Genomic DNA, 16,297 nt, shown 5'->3' on the forward strand with positions numbered 1-16,297 from the left:
ATGAAGGTGCCTTTTCTGGGCACCTTTTTGTTATTCCTTCCTTCTGAAAAACCGCCACCAGCATATTTCAGACTATTTATCACTAGATAAATAAAATACATGACTGAACACAACCATTTTAAAACAGGATAGCAACATAAAATATCGATCTAGATCTCGCATCCTTGCAAAACCTCATCTCATTATCACTTTCTGGCATGCGGATTGACACCAATCAACGTTTAACTCTGTTGCATAAGCAAAATCAATGCGTTCTTTTATCGAAATATTTTGGGGAATTACCATGTCCACTCCTGAGCAACAGGCTCGCAAAGTCACTGTTGGCAGCTATATTGCCCTTGCCTTTGCCGTCGTCTTTTTTTCCGGCCTGCTTCAATCGAACCAATGGTACGGTATCTTCGATTTCACCACCCTGAACGGTTCATTCGGCAGCGTTGTTTATGACGTTAAAGAAACGGCAGACGGCGTGGAAGCGGTTACAACTTCCATGCGCGGAAAAGGAGGTAACGGTGCACGCGACGGCTTTCTGTTTGCACTGACACTGATCCCGACGGTGATGTTCGCATTGGGGATGATTAACGTTCTGGAGCACTACGGCGCACTGGATGCCGCACGTAAGCTGCTCACGCCGTTACTGCGTCCACTAATGAATATTCCCGGCAACACCGGTCTTGCGTTGATCGCATCACTGCAAAGTACTGATGCAGGCGCAGCGATGACCCGCCAGCTCAAAGATGAAGGCCAGCTCACCAAACGCGAAACTGACATTTTCACCATGTTCCAGTTCTCTGCAGGTGCCACTATCGTGAACTTTTTCTCTTCCGGCGCGGTGCTGTTCACCCTGACCCTTACTGACGGCTCAATGGCTGTGACTTCTTCGATTGGCCTTGCTGTGGGTGTGATGTTCATTTTCAAAATCGTAGGTGCCAACCTTTTCCGCATCTACCTGAACATCACCGAAGGCAAAGAAGACAAAACTGCACAGGCCCTGACTGAGGAGAAAGCACAATGAGCGTAGCCAAAAAACCTATGATCACCGACATTTTCGTTGAAGGTGCGAAGAAAGGCTGGAACATTGCCACCCTGTCAACTGTACCCAACGTCCTGATGGCATTCGTGATCATCAAAGCACTGCAAATCACCGGTGCACTGGATGCTATGGGCACCCTGTTTTCTCCTATCATGGCGGTATTCGGCCTGCCCGGCGAAGCCGCAGCGGTACTCATTGGCGCATGGATGTCGATGGGCGGCGCAGTCGGTGTGGTGATCACCCTGTTTGACCAAGGCATCCTCAATGGCCAGCACATCGCGATTCTGGCACCCGCTATCTACCTGATGGGTTCACAGGTTCAGTATCTGGGCCGAATCCTTGGTCCAATTGGTACTGAAGGCCGTTATATCCCCGTCATGATCCTGATCTCTGTGATCAACGCCTTTGGCGCAATGTTCGTAATGAATGTTCTGGTATAACCTTTTTATCGGGCACTGCTGCCAAGGGGTGCCCTTTTTCCATCAAGGAAAGCGAGAATTAGAATGAAGTTTGATGTAAATGCGTATCTTGAAGAACTGCGTCCACTGATTGACCTGGATTGCGGCACCCTGACTATTGAGGGTATCGAGAAAGTTGCCGATATGATGGCCGCCAAATATGAAGAGATGGGTGGCTGGCATATCAAGCGCGTTGACTGTGGCATTGCTGGCTCTGGCCTTGAGATCCGCAACAAGCCGGATAGCGACGTGATTGACCTGATGCTGATTGGCCACATGGACACTGTTTTCCCGGTCGGCACGGCAGCAAAACGCCCAATGACGTTTGATGAAAAACGTGCCTATGGCCCGGGCGTATCAGACATGAAATCTGGCTTGCTGAACATCGTTTATGCCCTTCGCGATATCGATCCAGCGGTATTGGAGAAAATGTCGATTTGTGTGTGCATGAACCCCGATGAGGAAATTGGCTCCCTGCACTCAGGAAGCTGGTTAAAATCTGTGGCAGAAAAGGCGCGTACAGTGCTGGTTGCCGAGGCCGCCCGTGCGGATGGTTCGTTAGTCAAGGCTCGCAAAGGCATGGCCCGTTATAAAATGACCTTTAACGGTAAAGCGGCCCATGCAGGCAATGAGCCACAGAAAGGCCGCAGCGCAATTTCAGAGATGGCGCACTGGATTGTCGCTATCAATGAAATGACCAACTATGAATCCGGCACGACACTGAACGTGGGCGTGGTAAACGGTGGCGCAGGCGCAAACATTGTTCCTGAACATGCAGAAGCCATCGTTGATGTCCGTTTCTGGGATAACGATGAGTACGATGCTATCAACCAGAAAATCCACGCCATGACGGAAACGCCGTTTATTGATGGCGTAAACATCGTGCTCGAGCGCGAAGCGTACAAACCTTCTATGGTGCCAAGCGATAAAACCGAAGCCCTGATAGCACTGGTTGAAGAAACGGGTCGTGAACTGGGTATCGACATTACCTGGCAAGCCGTTGGCGGCGGTTCAGACGCCAATCTGACAGCGGTTTTGGGTATTCCAACGCTGGACGGCCTTGGCCCTGTCGGTGCTGGTTTCCACAGTGACGATGAATATCTGGAACTGGATTCTATTGCCCCGCGCATCGAGCTGCTAAAGCGCGTGATCACCAAACTGGCTTAATGGTACGTTGGACATAAATAAAGGGCGCAAATGCGCCCTTTCAGCGTCTTATCAGGCTCTGTTATTGCCTTATCACGAATTGTACCCGCGTAACGAGTCGAGATAATCCGGCAGGAACAACGAAATCTGCGGAATGTAAGTGATAAGGATAAGGAAGATCAGCAACAGGCCAAGCCAGGGCAGCGCCGCCTTGATTGCCCAGCCCATGCTTTCACCTGTGATCCCGGCGGTCACAAACAGGTTAAGGCCAACCGGTGGCGTCAGCATGCCAATTTCCATGTTCACCACCATGATAATGCCCAAATGGATCGGGTCGATACCCAGCTGTGTCGCTATAGGGAACAGGATCGGTGCCATGATCAGCAAGATGGCTGACGGCTCCATAAAGTTACCCGCGATCAGCAGCAAAATATTCACCACAATCAGGAAACCCCAGGCCGGTAATCCCCAGGCAACAATCGCTTCAGCAATGGTATGCGGGATACGCTCAGTGGTCAGCACATGGGCAAACAACATGGCATTGGCGATGATAAACAGCAGCATAATGCTGACTTTTGCTGCATCACGAACCACATGGTTCACTTCCTTATCAGTGAACGATTTCACCATCACCACAGGTAACGCTGCAATGTTACGTATAAGCATTGCAATTATCCCTTCGCCTTCTTTGCGCCATGGGGCATGCTTGAGTGGCCCAATGTCACGATACCCCCAGACACTCACCAGCCAGGCATAGACTGCAGCCACAGACGCTGCTTCAGTAGGGCTGGCTACCCCGCCGTAAATCGAGCCAAGCACGATAATAATCAGCATCAGACCACCAAGTGCGCGCAGACCCGAGCGAGCCAGAGCCCCCACTCCTGGGAAAGGCTGCGATGGCAACCCTTTGATACGGGCAACAATGTAGATAGCCAGCATCAGGATACCGCCCATCATCAGGCCCGGAATAAAGCCTGCCATAAACATACGGGAAGCAGAGACTTCTGTCGCTGCGGCATACACCAGCATCACGATGGAAGGGGGGATCAGGATCCCGAGCGTACCAGCATTGGCGATCACGCCAGCCGCAAAGGCTTTGGGGTAACCCGCTTTCACCATGCCGACAATCACAATAGAACCAATCGCGGCAACAGTTGCAGGCGAACTGCCTGACACAGCAGCAAACAGCATACAGGCCATCACCGATGCCATCGCCAACCCACCGCGGACATGACCAACCGAATCAATGGCAAAATTGATCAGCCTGCGCGCCACGCCTCCTGTCGACAGAAACGCCGAGGAGAGAATAAAAAACGGGATAGCCAGCAAGGTATAGTGTTCGCTGGTTGCTTCAAAAAGCTTGAGTGCAATCGATGCCAGCGAATCGTTGGAAAACATCAGGATGGTTGCCACGCTCGACAATCCCAGTGCAATGGCAATCGGCATGCCCATGAACATGCAAAGGAACAACAACCCAAACAGTACGGCAATGGTCATTTGTTTTGCTCCTCTCGGCTTTCCATTTCCCTGGTCACCTCTTCAGCGAGGTGCATGCTTTCCTTCGCTTCATCCACCAGCCCAAAACCGGCACGGGAACCACTCAGTACCTCATAGCCAATGGTAAGTACCCGCAGGGTCAGCAGACCAAAGCCGAGGATAAGGCAAGACATCGCCTTCCATTTTTCAACCGGCAAATCTTCCATCTCTATGCCGATCATTTTCATCTTGCTCAGGTAAACCCATGAGCCATAAATAAACAGTCCGCAATAAACCAGACACAGTGCGAGCGCAAGCAGGGTGACTGCTTTTTGCGCAGTTGGCGAAAGGTGTTTGATAGCAGCATCGACACCGATATGTGCCCCTTCCCTGAGTCCCCAGGATGCGCCCATCAATACAAGCCAAGCTGAAAGGTAAAGGGTCAGCTCCTGCGCCCAAAGCAGGCCCTCATTGAAGAAAAAACGCAGTACTACTTCAAAAAACACCAGCAGCGTCATAGTCACCAGAAGAAGCCCTATCGCCCCTTCTTCAAAACGGTGTAATAACCTAGCCATTTCTTACTCCCAAATAAAAAGCCCGACCGGAATTCCCAGGCCGGGCTACAACATTTACTGGTTCGCAGCGATGGCCGCTTCAATCACCTCTGCGCCGATTTCTTCCTCGAATTGTTTCCAAACCGGTTTCATCACTTCCACCCATTGCTGACGCTCTGCATCTGTCAGAGTGATGATTTCACTGCGGCCAGAGTCCAGAATGTTCTGGCGATCTTTCATGACCTTGTCATTGGCGATAGCATTGCCATAGGCGACAGATTCATCCAGCGCTTTTTTCAGCACGACGCGATCTTCATCCGGCAGCGTATCCCAGAATTCCATCGACGTGGTCACCATGTAATCCAGTACACCATGATTGGATTCGGTGATATATGGCTGTACCTCGAAGAATTTCTTGGAATAAATGTTTGACCAGGTATTCTCCTGCCCATCGATTGCACGGGTCTGCAACAGAGTAAAGACTTCAGAAAACGGCTTTTTCAGCGGTACAGCCTCAACCGCTTCAAATTGTGCCGCCAACACATCAGAACTCATGATACGGAACTTCTTGCCGTCAGCATCGCCGGGGACGCGAAGTGGGTCGTTGGCAGAAAGCTGTTTCAGGCCATTGTGCAGGTAACCCAAACCAATCAGACCTTTGCTGTTAACTGATGAAAGCAGTGCCTGACCAGCCGCACTTTGTTGGAAACGGTCAACGGCTGCCATATCCTTGAAAAGAAATGGCAGATCATATACCTGAAGCTTTTTGGTGTATTTTGAGAACTTGGAGAGAGAAGGCTCGATAAATTGAACGTCTCCAAGCAATAGGGCTTCCATTTCTTTGCCGTCACCGAAAAGCTGTGAATTGGGATACACCTCGACCACATATTTGTCGCCGATACGCTCTGCAACCAGATCACGGAATTTCAACGCCATTTGTCCTTTTGGCGTATTTTCAGCAACCACATGTGAAAACTTGATGGTATCCGGTGCGGCCTGGACGCCTGCGGCCATCCCTGCGCAAAGTACCAGCACCGAAAACATCGTCGAGAGCTTTTTCATAGCGTTTCCTCTTCATTCCTTGTGTCGTTATGCCCCAAACACAACATCGGGACATTTGCCTTTTAAGGTCTAGTTTAGGAAAAAGAAAAGCACTCAAACAAAAACAATAAATTAACAATAAAAAACAAAAGTGAGACATGACCAGAATCAAATGGGTGAAAATCCACCCATGCGCTCGTTTCCCCGGGAGAATAAATAAATGCCCAAACGCACTCCCCACATTGCAATGCCGGAAACTGTCAATAAGCTCGGGAAATGGGAGCCGTGAAGAAACGACCAGACTGGTTCATCAAGGATTGGACAACGTAACGTGCAACAAAAATAGGTTTACGCCAGCGTATCTTGGGCTCAGCACGACGGACAATATGGTTAATCGTCAAACGGTTGGCTGTGGGATAACACTGTCTATAACATTCGTGACATGAGGCGTGATAACTGTCACGGCACTAATATCTCTTTTTCCGCCGACAATGCCTTAAAACTGACACTATAAATATCGCTCTCGCGCAGTGGTTTACCAATGTGCCCTTGCATTCCATTGCTGATGCAACGCCAAATATCATCTTTCAATACATTGGCCGTCATCGCCACAATAGGTGTGCGTTGGTTGAAATTGTCACTTGCTCGGATTTGCCGGGTCGCTTCAAGGCCATCCATCATCGGCATCTGGATATCCATAAAGATAATGTCATAACCGTGAGTCGACGCTTTTTCAACAGCAGATACACCATCGGTCGCTTTATCAACAGTAAAGCCAAATTTTGCCAACATCTTTTCAGCAATCATCAGGTTAATGGTGTTATCTTCCACCAGAAGACAGTGTTTCCCGGCAAACGCATTGTTGTGTTGCTTCAGCAATTCGCGGCCTTTTACGTCAGCACTGTCTTTTTCTATTTGCAGCGGAAGAAAAACGTTAAATACACTACCCCGCCCCAATTCACTCTCAACAGAAATGGTGCCCCCCATCAGGTCGACCAACTGCTTGGTGATCGCCAGCCCCAGTCCAGAACCGCCAAACTGACGTGTCGTCGACGTGTCTGCTTGCTGGAATTCATCAAAAATCATGTTGTGCTTCTCCGGCGCAATCCCCACCCCAGTATCAGAAACACGAAGACAAACACCTGTGTATCCTCCCTGCTCTTTTTGCATGGAAACACTGAAACTGACCACCCCATTTTCAGTAAATTTGAGCGCATTGGAGACCAGATTTAGCATAACCTGCTCAATGCGATGCGCATCGCCAAGAAAACACCGGGGGCAGGTATCCTCATAACAGAATTCAAAGGCTAGCTGGGGTTTATTGTTTATAGTCGGCAGCATCAGGTCATGGACATATTTTCCCAGTTTCTCCAGATCAAAGGGCGCTTCTTCAAGCTTCAAGTGGTTAGATTCCATTTTGCTGAAATCAAGAAGGTCATTGATCAATGCCATTAACCCCCTGGAAGAGTGGGCAATCACTGACAAATACTCCGCCTGCCTGGCAGACATAGGCTCATCCTGCATCAATGAAGCCGCCCCGAGGATGCCATTCATTGGGGTTCGTATTTCATGGCTGATGTTGGCCAAGAACAACTGCTTGGCCCGTGCAGCCTCAATCGCCCGCTCCCTTGCATCGACAAGGCTCGCGCTAAGCTGATTAAACGCTGACACCAACATGCCAAGCTCATCTTTTTCCCGATAATCAATCGGTGAATAAGGCTCATCCGGATTCTTTTGAGTCAGGGCATTACGGACCCGTGCCATTGGCCGGACAATTTGGATATGGATGGAAACATAGGTAATACAGACCAAGACAATGGCCACCAATGCCATGGCAAAGAAGAGGTCGTTTTTCAACTGGGTAGCTTCCACCAGCAAAAGCCTCTCGGGCAATGATCCCACCAGTGTCCAGTTGCTATCAGGCAAGGTACGCCCGAAGACCAGAGCCGTTTCATCAAGAATGGGATCGTCTTCCAACCGGTGAATAAAAAGTCTTTCTGTGCTTCGGAACACAGAGGGGTTCGGGATAAGGCCCGAAGCAACAGAAACGGCATATCCTAAGTCAATTTCCGGTGATGCCGACGCGATGGCTTTGGCAAGACTCACCACATTAGGATTACCCTGTCCAAGCAGGCGTTCAACTTGTATTGCCTGACTGATCACCAGAGCCAGCTCAGCAAAATTCGGTACCGTAGTGGCGATGTCCTTCATGCTGGGTAATGGGCTCAATAAAGGGGTTGCTGCATATGTTGCTTCGGGGAAAGACATCATGGCGCCACTCCGATCCAGCATCAGCATGTAGCCACCTAGCTTTTCCCCACTCCGGGTCAAGAAGGTTTGCAACCGCGCCAACTTTACATCAATGGTCACCACACCAACAAAACGTCCTTCCGTAAACATGGGGACAGCACACGTCACCATGGGTTCGTTGGTATATGGGTCAATATAAGAACGTGACCAATACGCACTGTCGCGGGCATATCGAACAGGGGCATACCATTCTGACAATTGGTAGGGGATCGCTTCGGGTTTATTGTAATCGTGAATACGGTAAAACACGCCTTCGTCATCAAGGGCAATAAAGACAGACGCTTTGATTTTCTTATCATCGTAAAGGTAGGGTTCTGGCCAAAAACCGCCACTGGCAACTACATCCCGTATATTTGGGTTACTTAACATGTTCGCCAGTTTTTGCTCAATCGCCACATCCCTGTCATCCAGTGACAGGGATTCCGCCAACGACAGCGCCACGGTACTCACGCTGTTGGACAACTGCCCGAGACTCTGTGCGACCGTTTCCACCTGTGCTTCCACTCGCTGGTTGGCACTCTCCCTCACCATGCTGTTACCTGTGGTATCCAACACGTAAACAATAGTGACAACAACAACAGCCAGCATCATGCCCAGAATCCATAGAGCTTTGAAACTCATGGTTTTATAGAATGGAACATCCTTTTCAAACATGTCCTATCCTTAAGGTGCCGTTATTTTATTGGCATTTTCTATCTCTTTCTGCACGGTCTGAATCGTGACACAAAGGAGCTTTTCAAACTGCTTTATGTCATTTTCTCCAATCCATTCGCCGTTGCGTAACCGGTTCTCTACCTGAACACAACTCTGCTTAAGTGCCCCTGCGCCAATATTCCCGGCAACACCTTTGATATTGTGAATAAGGGTGCGGGCACGGGCCAGTTCACCAGCATTAACATGCTCTCTCAGTGTCTTGGCATCATTTTGGTGCTCAGCCACAAACATGGTCAACACCGCTTCCATGGCATCGTTATCACCTTCCAACTGCTCTTTCAACACCGCGGGTTCAAACACTGGCTCCAGAGGTTCAACAAACGTAAACCCTTCTGTACCGTCACGTGTTTTCATATCAGGACTGTCTTCGTGTGTGGTGGCGACAGTTTGTGTACCGGCCTTGGCATGGCGGAAAGAGAAAAAAAGCAGGCCAATAAGAAAACCAAACGCAATAAACATAGATGTCATGGTTTGATCGAGCAGTAGCAGTGTCCGGGTCGTCCAGTAACTTTGCTGTTGGGTGATAGAACGGGCAAATTGGTGGTTAGTTACTGCATCCACACTTTCCAGTTGCCGGCTCAGGCGCTCAAGCCCAGCGTATAACTCAAAAAGTGCACTTTGTTTCATTCCATCTGGCATTTGGGAAAACGCGTTTTCGAGTTCCCCGACAAAATTGTTGAACCGGGCAGTCCGGTTTTGGCTTTCGACATCATTGAGACCTTGCAATTCGAACAAGAGGTAACTGCTTATGCCTTGTAGCAAACCTTTCAACGCTGGATCGCGGGCGCTGTCATTGAGTTGTTTGAGTTGTTCCGTTACAACGGAGATGGAGTAAATAGATGCCAGCAGATTATCGACATCTTCAACAAAAGCATCCGCTTCCAGCAACGTTGCCTGTATATCATCCCAGTGGTCTTCAATGGCATAGGATTTAGCGCGCAGCAATAGATAACGGAAGTGCTGCACTTCTTTCTCAAGCTGAACCAGCTCACTGTGTTGGTTAATCATTGACGCAGACGCCGTCTGGCGCAGTTGCTGAGCAGCATTGTTTAGCGTGACGATGTGCCCGGCATGGACACGGGTATGGTTCATGTTGGAATAGGAAAACAACGCAAAGATCACTGCAGCCACAAACCCACCCCAAAGTAACAGGAGCAGACCATTAACACGGTGATGAAATCGCTCGGTTGAATGTAAAAGTTGGTTTAATCCAAGCTGTTGAAGCGGTGGGATCACAGTCAGTCCTTTGGGTTGAAATACAGTTTCGGGACGAAGGGACGGAATACAATGTCCAAAAGTTTTACAGCAATTTCTTTTAACTTAGGCAATTTGTCTTAGTTTGCAAACACACTTTTGCAAAGTTGCATATAAAAAACGCACCATGAAACACCGCACACCTGTTTCATGGCGCTTGCAAAACCTTACTCGTCAGTGTTCAAACGGCGTGTCAATTGGTCACGAAGGTTTGGCGGCGTACCTTTAATAGTCAAAGTATCGGTCTCTTGATCATAGAAAATGCGCTCGCCCAACAGCATGCTGTCAAAGTTGATTGAGAGGCCACCACCACCACCCACAAATTTGGTCAGCTTACGCATCGATGTGCGATCTGCCGGGAAGCTTTCCTCCAACTCATACCCCTGTTCGGTCGCAAACTGGTAAAAGTCAACACCTTGAGCATTAGGTGGCAATTCGCTGGCAAGCTCCTTCACCACCACTTCATCACCCGACTGAAGTTGACCGTTACAGTAGTCATAGACCTGTTTGCGGTATTGTTGTTTCTCTTCTTTATCCAGGCGTGAATCTGCGCAATAATCTTCCACGGCCTGCATCAGCACAAGGTTTTGTTGCTTTGCGTCCATCCCTACTTCTGCCTGCATAAAGTCCAGAAAGAAATCTGCCACTTTGCGGCCTACACGACCTTTGATATACGTAAGGTAACGGTTCGAGTCTGCGTCACTTTCCCAGGTTGACAAATCGATCCGTGCAGCAATATCCATTTTGGCGACGTCAAGGTAGTCCGTATTGCTGATTTCAAGATCGTCAGTGACCTTCATGCTGGCTTTTGACTCTAATAAGCCGATAAAAAGATATTCCGTCGCCAACGAGCGATATTCTGCAATCACCAGCACCCCTTCCTGTGCGAAAGGGTATTTTGACAATTCATCCTTCAGGCGCCCAGCTGACTGTGTAGAGAAATCCAGAAAGGTCATTTCCTGTTTGCGGCAAGCTTTCAACCACCCACAGAATTCACTCACCTCAGCAAACTGACCAAAGCCTTTTCCTGCTTTCGCGTTATACACGCGGTGGATTTCGCTGATAAGATTTTCCGTGGAAGGTGAATGGGTTAACAGTTGATCTCTCAGTTGAACAACCAGCGTGTCTTCACCCTCTTTCTTGATTTGGTGAAGAATTACGTTTGAAAGCGTGAGGCTCATAATTGAAAACATTTTTCGTCAGACTAGAGTGTGGGGTATTATACGCAGCTTCTATTGACACAAGACAAGATTTTCTATGCCTGTTACTTCTAAATATCAAGATAAAAACGTTGAACAGATCCTGGGAGATGTGGTCAATGTTCTTGAAAAGCACAAAGTCTCTACTGATCTGTCGTTGATGGTGGTTGGCAATATCGCGACCAATATCATTAACAACAACTTACCTGCCGCACAACGCAAAGTGATTGCGGAAAAATTTGCTCAAGCTCTGCTGTCTTCTATCGATACAGAGTAAATAAACCGCGCCAACAAGTTACGCGCAGTGGAATAAAGAGAAGAATTGACCCTATATGGTAGACAGCGGAAACACCTATAAGGATAAAGTGTCACAGCTTGTAAGCTGGGGGCACTGGTTCAGCTTTTTTAACATTATCGCAGCCATGTTGCTGGGCACCCGCTATATGGCCCATTCGGGCTGGCCGGAGACCCTACTGGGCCAAACCTACCAACTACTCACCTGGATTGGACACTTCGGTTTTTTGGTTTTTGCCGTCTATATTTTGGTTATCTTCCCGGCGAGTTTTCTGATCCCATCCCAACGCTTGATGAGATTGTTTGCCGTTTTGGCTGCCACCGCCGGCATGACAGTGCTGCTGCTCGACATCTACGCCTACGAAACCATGCACCTGCACCTCAACCCTTTAGTGTGGGAGCTGTTACTCAGTGGTGAAAAGACAGACATGAATGCCCACTGGCAATATCTGTTTGTGGTCGTGCCTGCGATTTTTCTGCTTGAGCTTATTATCTCAGAGTGGGTTTGGCGCAAATTGCGTAAACTATCGCGCAAGCGTGTAGGCGTGCCTATCGCCACTGTGTTTGCAATCTGTTTTATCGCCAGCCACCTGATCCACATCTGGGCAGATGCCTTCCTGTACAGCCCTGTGACGGCCCAGCGCGCTAATTTTCCGGTGTCTTACCCGATGACGGCAAAGACATTCATGGAAAAATATGGGCTGCTGGATCGCAAGGAATACCAGCGCCGCAAAGACGCCATGGGCGATCAAAAAAGCGAGGTTATTCGCTATCCACTTGAAGAGCTTTCATTTTCGGCAACGGCGAGTAGCTTTAATCCAAACTTATTGATGGTTATGGTGGACAACCTGCGTGCCGACATGCTTGACCCTGTCGTGATGCCTAACCTGAACCAGTTTGCTAACAGCAACCTGAACTTTATCCATCACTACAGCTCAAGCAACGATGCCATGGCGGGTATTTTCGGCCTGTTTTACGGCTTGCCCGGCAGCTATGCCCAAAGTGCCCGCACAGAAGGGTTAAGCCCACTATTGATAGATACACTGGAGAAGCGGCAATACCGTTTCGGCCTCTTCAGTGCAGATAACTTTGCCAACCCAATCTATTACCAGAGCATTTTTGGTAAGCACCTTGAACAAGCCCCAAAAAACCAGGCATCAGAAACCTGGGTGGCTGACCATATTGTAGCTGACAACTTGAATGACTGGATTCAAAAGGGTGATACCAAGCCGTGGTTTGCCTACCTAGAATTGAAAAGTGTCACTGACTTCGAGCAGGGTGGTGACTATGAACGTCCGTTCCAGCCTTCCCTTGACAATGAGTTAGCAAGCGTGGGGGAACAGACCGCACTAGTACTGAAAAACAGCTACAGCAATGCTGCTTACTATGTAGATACCCTGCTGGGGGAAATATTCAATACGCTGGAAGAAAACGGCCAGCTTGAAAACACGGTAGTGATCATTACCTCTAATCATGGTGCTGAGTTTAACGAAACCGGATCAAACAGCTGGGGGGCAAACACCAATTACAGCAAATACCAGCTTCAGGTACCACTGGTTATCCACTGGCCAAACCAAGGACCACGTGAACTTGATGTCTACAGCTCACATCTGGATATCGTACCTACACTGCTGGAATCTATGCTGGCCGTAGACAGCCCATCGGCCAACTACACCAGTGGCCATAACTTGTTTGAACTGCCTGATAAACCAAGACGTTGGGTCATCGCTGGAGACAGCCGCGACATCGTCGTTGTTCAGCCAGACAAAACCACAGTGGTCGATAAATTCGGGAACTACCGTGTTTATGACAGCAATTACAAGCTCCAGCCAGAGGGAAAACCCCAACTCTCCGTGCTCATGCAGGTTATGCATGAAATGAAACGGTTTTACAAAACAGAAGAGCTTGAATAAAGGCAGCCACCACGAGATGGCTTCTTTTTAGCCAAACGGTTGAAATTCGCGGATTTAATAAAGAAAGACAATTGACACCTTTAGCGTGTACTCGTAACATAGCGCCCGTAGAGTCGGTCTGTAGCGCAGCCTGGTAGCGCACTGTCATGGGGTGTCAGGGGTCGCTGGTTCAAATCCAGTCAGACCGACCATTATTTTAGCCCGTAGGTTATGCCTACGGGCTTTTTGCTGTTTGGAAACACGCACAATGCCACTAAATGGCGCACAGGCTACGCATATTCATAGAAACCCACCCCTGCGAGTAGTGAAAGGCTCAGTGAAGAACCTTCCTTATTTTTTGTTTTCCTGTTCCGATAACCGTTCATCACCATCAAAGTTTAAATATTTCTGGCTATCGCAACGCGTGCATCCCGAAGAATTTGTATCCAATACTTCAATGTTTGCTGGATCATTTTTACGTTATCACCGATGCGGTTGATCTCTTTTAATTCTTCATCGGTCAAAACACGCGGCGGAAATTTATTAAAAAATTGATTCAAGATATCAACCGGGATCCCACCTTCCTTCCCTTGATTGAAATCTAGCTGACCAGAGGTGTCAAAATTCCAACCAATGTTCTGATCAACAAGCCACTGAGCCAAGTCTCGGTTATTGCTACTTTCTTGTAACCCAAGCATTTTCTTCATTTCTTTGATATCAGAGACAATAAAAGCATCCCATTGATCAGCTGATATTTTTCCAGAATATGCAGCTTGACCTAAGAAGAATAATTTTAATGCAGGAGAAACATGTGTTGATGTGGAAGGATCGGTACCAGATGATACCTTCGTCGTGTCTCCCTGATAGCTGATGGAATCTGTTACATCATAATTATTGGCCAAACCCCAAAGTGTGTTCTTATTTTTATCATCATCAAAATATTTCAGAACTTTTGCTGTGATTGAGTTTTCTGGAATCTTGCCATTATTCATAGCGTTTTGAGCCCAAGGAAGTACAGCCCCGATAAACCAACCGATAACTTTTTTGGGCGGATCAGTGTTCATACCAGCATAATTATTATGCATGCCAGAACCGAAGTTCTCCGTGATATATCCAAAATACTTACTAGGATCTATATTAACGTTTCCATTGAATCTTAACTCATCAAAATTAAGCCCCCATTCCTTCTGATGTAATAACAGGTCAAAAACCATAATCTGCATTAAATCTTCGGCTTGATTCTTATTCGTTTCATCAGTCAGAATAGAATCTACCAACATGGTAAGGATTGGAGAAACAACACGAGTCCCGCCGTCCGTCCACGCCTGATAAAACTCCAATTCATAAGCCGCATCAACAATGGCATCTTGTAACGAATTAGTAATGTTTTGCTCGGTGTTTTCTGTAGGTTTTGTACTAACGGTAGAATATGTTGATAACACCGATAACGACTGCTGTAACGCCTCCGCAATTGCTTTAGGATTGTTATTTTTTTCTCCAAGTAGAATAATCCTTTCAGGATCAATATTTGCGGTGCTTTCTGCGTTTTTTTCATCAGACTCTTTTACCGCTACACTCTTAACATCAGGAGAGAAACGAATATTACTCAACATGATAAACCTCTACATCTTTATAAGTAATTTTATCTATTTCCATCAATGAATCTGCTTAGTAAAGAAAAAGATATGTATAGAATTTATCTAAAATACTATTCCCAAAACTATTGCCAACGCTGTATCAATGTTAAAATTATCGCTGAAAGACAGGACCTCAGATCCAATACCAGATGCCCATATGCAACAACAAAACCGTTACTGCTTGCTTATAAAGGTGTTTGTTAACCTGCATACATGAGTTTGTAATTTTGCTCAAAATTATATAAAAATATTATTGACAGCATCAAGCATAATGATTAATTTCTGAATGTTGTCTTTTTCATTTCTGATTTCTTGGTTAATATTCAGTTCCTTAATTCAATGAATTGGATAGCGAAATGGATGTCTCTATCGAGTTTGGTGCGTTGCTGGTGATCCTCGGCTTCGTAGCAGGCATTATCAATACACTCGCCGGTGGCGGGTCAAACCTCACCATTCCGGCACTGATTGTACTCGGCATGCCTGCCGAAGTAGCCAATGCGACCAACCGTGTAGGCGTATTTATGCAAAGCGTGTCTGGCGTTGCCGGCTTTTGCCATCATAAACGCCTCGACAATACCGACCTACTCCCTATCCTGATCCCCTCTCTGGTCGGTGGTGCTATAGGTGCAGCATCCGCTGCCTGGCTGCCATCATCCATTATTAAACCCCTGTTGCTTGGCACCATGTTGTTGATGGCTTTTATTATGCTGGTCAAGCCACAAGCCGTCATACCCCATGAGGGAGAAAGCGCGCGCAAAGTCAGTGAAACACCTTCGTCCTGGATTGGTCTGGGCATTGCAGGTTTCTACGGTGGGTTTGTACAGGCCGGTGTGGGATTCGTCCTTATCGCTGCGCTTTGTGGCACCCTGCGGTACGATTTGGTACGGGGAAACGCCTTAAAACTTGTTTGCACCCTCGCTTTTACTGCGGTTTCCTTAGCCATTTTCATCTGGCAGGATTTGGTTCTCTGGCTACCCGGATTGTTGCTGGCTGTGGGTGCAATGGTTGGTGCCTGGATAGCTGTAAAATTTGCTATCAAAGCAGATCCTAAACTGCTCAAATGGTTTCTGTTTTTGATGACGTTAGTCGGTGTGGTTTTTGCTTATAGCGTCTAGGGTTAACAGGCCTTCCTCGGTAAAGGTCTTCTAACAAAAAACATCCTGAATTTTACCGTTATATCAAGTAAATAACCTTATATAAAGCAAACACATTACGTGTATCACACAGCATTAAACTCCCTTGTGAAGTCTGTCGAAGATGAAATAAAATCAGATATTGACAGTGTTATTTGC

The 16,297-nt window shown here is 47.6% G+C and carries 13 protein-coding genes, 1 tRNA gene and 1 pseudogene; 7 read left to right on the forward strand and 8 right to left on the reverse strand.

The genetic code is table 11. The features are described 5' to 3' along the window. Window positions 1-283 precede the first annotated feature (283 nt). The 3 genes from AC6IB1_RS12145 to AC6IB1_RS12155 all read left to right on the forward strand — a co-directional run bounded on the left by AC6IB1_RS12145 (window position 284) and on the right by AC6IB1_RS12155 (window position 2,655). A complete protein-coding gene (locus tag AC6IB1_RS12145; protein WP_497569136.1) occupies window positions 284-1,012 on the forward strand; it encodes a nucleoside recognition domain-containing protein in 729 nt (242 codons plus the stop codon). Continuing rightward, a complete protein-coding gene (locus AC6IB1_RS12150; protein WP_497566881.1) occupies window positions 1,009-1,470 on the forward strand; it encodes a YjiG family protein in 462 nt (153 codons plus the stop codon). Before AC6IB1_RS12145 ends, AC6IB1_RS12150 begins: the two co-directional genes overlap by 4 nt. A gap of 63 nt (window positions 1,471-1,533) precedes the next feature. Continuing rightward, window positions 1,534-2,655: a M20 family metallopeptidase gene (locus AC6IB1_RS12155; RefSeq protein ID WP_497566882.1), complete on the forward strand. Its 1,122-nt coding sequence runs from the start codon at window positions 1,534-1,536 to the stop codon at window positions 2,653-2,655. 72 nt (window positions 2,656-2,727) lie between these two features. On the opposite strand, the gene AC6IB1_RS12160 is transcribed toward AC6IB1_RS12155, so the two are convergent. The 7 genes and pseudogenes from AC6IB1_RS12160 to yejK all read right to left on the reverse strand — a co-directional run bounded on the left by AC6IB1_RS12160 (window position 2,728) and on the right by yejK (window position 11,164). After that, complete coding sequence (locus AC6IB1_RS12160) at window positions 2,728-4,131, reverse strand: TRAP transporter large permease (protein WP_497566883.1); 1,404 nt, start codon at window positions 4,129-4,131, stop codon at window positions 2,728-2,730. Next, the gene (locus AC6IB1_RS12165) at window positions 4,128-4,685 is read right to left on the reverse strand and encodes a TRAP transporter small permease (protein WP_497566884.1); all 558 of its coding nucleotides are present in this window, start codon (window positions 4,683-4,685) and stop codon (window positions 4,128-4,130) included. Before AC6IB1_RS12165 ends, AC6IB1_RS12160 begins: the two co-directional genes overlap by 4 nt. Window positions 4,686-4,739: 54 nt before the next feature. Further along, complete coding sequence (locus AC6IB1_RS12170) at window positions 4,740-5,726, reverse strand: TRAP transporter substrate-binding protein (protein WP_497566885.1); 987 nt, start codon at window positions 5,724-5,726, stop codon at window positions 4,740-4,742. A 239-nt stretch (window positions 5,727-5,965) separates the two neighbouring features. Then, window positions 5,966-6,142: pseudogene (locus AC6IB1_RS12175) on the reverse strand (hypothetical protein); the annotation flags it as partial. Between the two features lie 22 nt (window positions 6,143-6,164). Continuing rightward, window positions 6,165-8,669: an ATP-binding protein gene (locus AC6IB1_RS12180; protein ID WP_497566886.1), complete on the reverse strand. Its 2,505-nt coding sequence runs from the start codon at window positions 8,667-8,669 to the stop codon at window positions 6,165-6,167. 9 nt (window positions 8,670-8,678) lie between these two features. Next, window positions 8,679-9,965 carry an Hpt domain-containing protein gene (locus AC6IB1_RS12185; RefSeq protein ID WP_497566887.1) on the reverse strand — a complete coding sequence of 429 codons (1,287 nt, stop codon included), beginning with the start codon at window positions 9,963-9,965 and terminating at the stop codon, window positions 8,679-8,681. Window positions 9,966-10,150: 185 nt separating this feature from the next. Then, complete coding sequence (gene yejK, locus AC6IB1_RS12190) at window positions 10,151-11,164, reverse strand: nucleoid-associated protein YejK (protein ID WP_497566888.1); 1,014 nt, start codon at window positions 11,162-11,164, stop codon at window positions 10,151-10,153. A 76-nt stretch (window positions 11,165-11,240) separates the two neighbouring features. Here yejK and AC6IB1_RS12195 point away from each other — a divergent pair, with 76 nt between their 5' ends. The 3 genes from AC6IB1_RS12195 to AC6IB1_RS12205 all read left to right on the forward strand — a co-directional run bounded on the left by AC6IB1_RS12195 (window position 11,241) and on the right by AC6IB1_RS12205 (window position 13,580). Beyond that, window positions 11,241-11,459: a DUF1414 domain-containing protein gene (locus AC6IB1_RS12195; protein ID WP_005503409.1), complete on the forward strand. Its 219-nt coding sequence runs from the start codon at window positions 11,241-11,243 to the stop codon at window positions 11,457-11,459. A 55-nt stretch (window positions 11,460-11,514) separates the two neighbouring features. Then, entirely contained in the window at window positions 11,515-13,389 is a 1,875-nt protein-coding gene (locus tag AC6IB1_RS12200; RefSeq protein ID WP_497566889.1) for a DUF3413 domain-containing protein, read from the forward strand. A gap of 114 nt (window positions 13,390-13,503) precedes the next feature. Then, window positions 13,504-13,580 (forward strand) — tRNA-Pro (locus AC6IB1_RS12205). A gap of 186 nt (window positions 13,581-13,766) precedes the next feature. On the opposite strand, the gene AC6IB1_RS12210 is transcribed toward AC6IB1_RS12205, so the two are convergent. Continuing rightward, window positions 13,767-14,981, reverse strand: a complete 1,215-nt coding sequence (locus tag AC6IB1_RS12210; protein ID WP_497566890.1) for a molecular chaperone — start codon at window positions 14,979-14,981, stop codon at window positions 13,767-13,769. 380 nt (window positions 14,982-15,361) lie between these two features. Here AC6IB1_RS12210 and AC6IB1_RS12215 point away from each other — a divergent pair, with 380 nt between their 5' ends. Beyond that, window positions 15,362-16,120: a sulfite exporter TauE/SafE family protein gene (locus tag AC6IB1_RS12215; protein ID WP_497566891.1), complete on the forward strand. Its 759-nt coding sequence runs from the start codon at window positions 15,362-15,364 to the stop codon at window positions 16,118-16,120. Window positions 16,121-16,297 lie beyond the last annotated feature (177 nt).

The organism is Grimontia sp. THUN1695 (genome assembly GCF_059704325.2).

Bases quoted from the DNA above. Each gene is read 5' to 3' on its own strand.
- AC6IB1_RS12210 (WP_497566890.1), bottom strand. From the start codon at position 14,981: ATGTTGAGTAATATTCGTTTCTCTCCTGATGTTAAGAGTGTAGCGGTA.
- AC6IB1_RS12160 (WP_497566883.1), bottom strand. From the start codon at position 4,131: ATGACCATTGCCGTACTGTTTGGGTTGTTGTTCCTTTGCATGTTCATG.
- AC6IB1_RS12145 (WP_497569136.1), top strand. From the start codon at position 284: ATGTCCACTCCTGAGCAACAGGCTCGCAAAGTCACTGTTGGCAGCTAT.
- yejK (WP_497566888.1), bottom strand. From the start codon at position 11,164: ATGAGCCTCACGCTTTCAAACGTAATTCTTCACCAAATCAAGAAAGAG.
- AC6IB1_RS12180 (WP_497566886.1), bottom strand. From the start codon at position 8,669: ATGTTTGAAAAGGATGTTCCATTCTATAAAACCATGAGTTTCAAAGCT.
- AC6IB1_RS12200 (WP_497566889.1), top strand. From the start codon at position 11,515: ATGGTAGACAGCGGAAACACCTATAAGGATAAAGTGTCACAGCTTGTA.
- AC6IB1_RS12215 (WP_497566891.1), top strand. From the start codon at position 15,362: ATGGATGTCTCTATCGAGTTTGGTGCGTTGCTGGTGATCCTCGGCTTC.
- AC6IB1_RS12155 (WP_497566882.1), top strand. From the start codon at position 1,534: ATGAAGTTTGATGTAAATGCGTATCTTGAAGAACTGCGTCCACTGATT.
- AC6IB1_RS12170 (WP_497566885.1), bottom strand. From the start codon at position 5,726: ATGAAAAAGCTCTCGACGATGTTTTCGGTGCTGGTACTTTGCGCAGGG.
- AC6IB1_RS12150 (WP_497566881.1), top strand. From the start codon at position 1,009: ATGAGCGTAGCCAAAAAACCTATGATCACCGACATTTTCGTTGAAGGT.
- AC6IB1_RS12165 (WP_497566884.1), bottom strand. From the start codon at position 4,685: ATGGCTAGGTTATTACACCGTTTTGAAGAAGGGGCGATAGGGCTTCTT.
- AC6IB1_RS12195 (WP_005503409.1), top strand. From the start codon at position 11,241: ATGCCTGTTACTTCTAAATATCAAGATAAAAACGTTGAACAGATCCTG.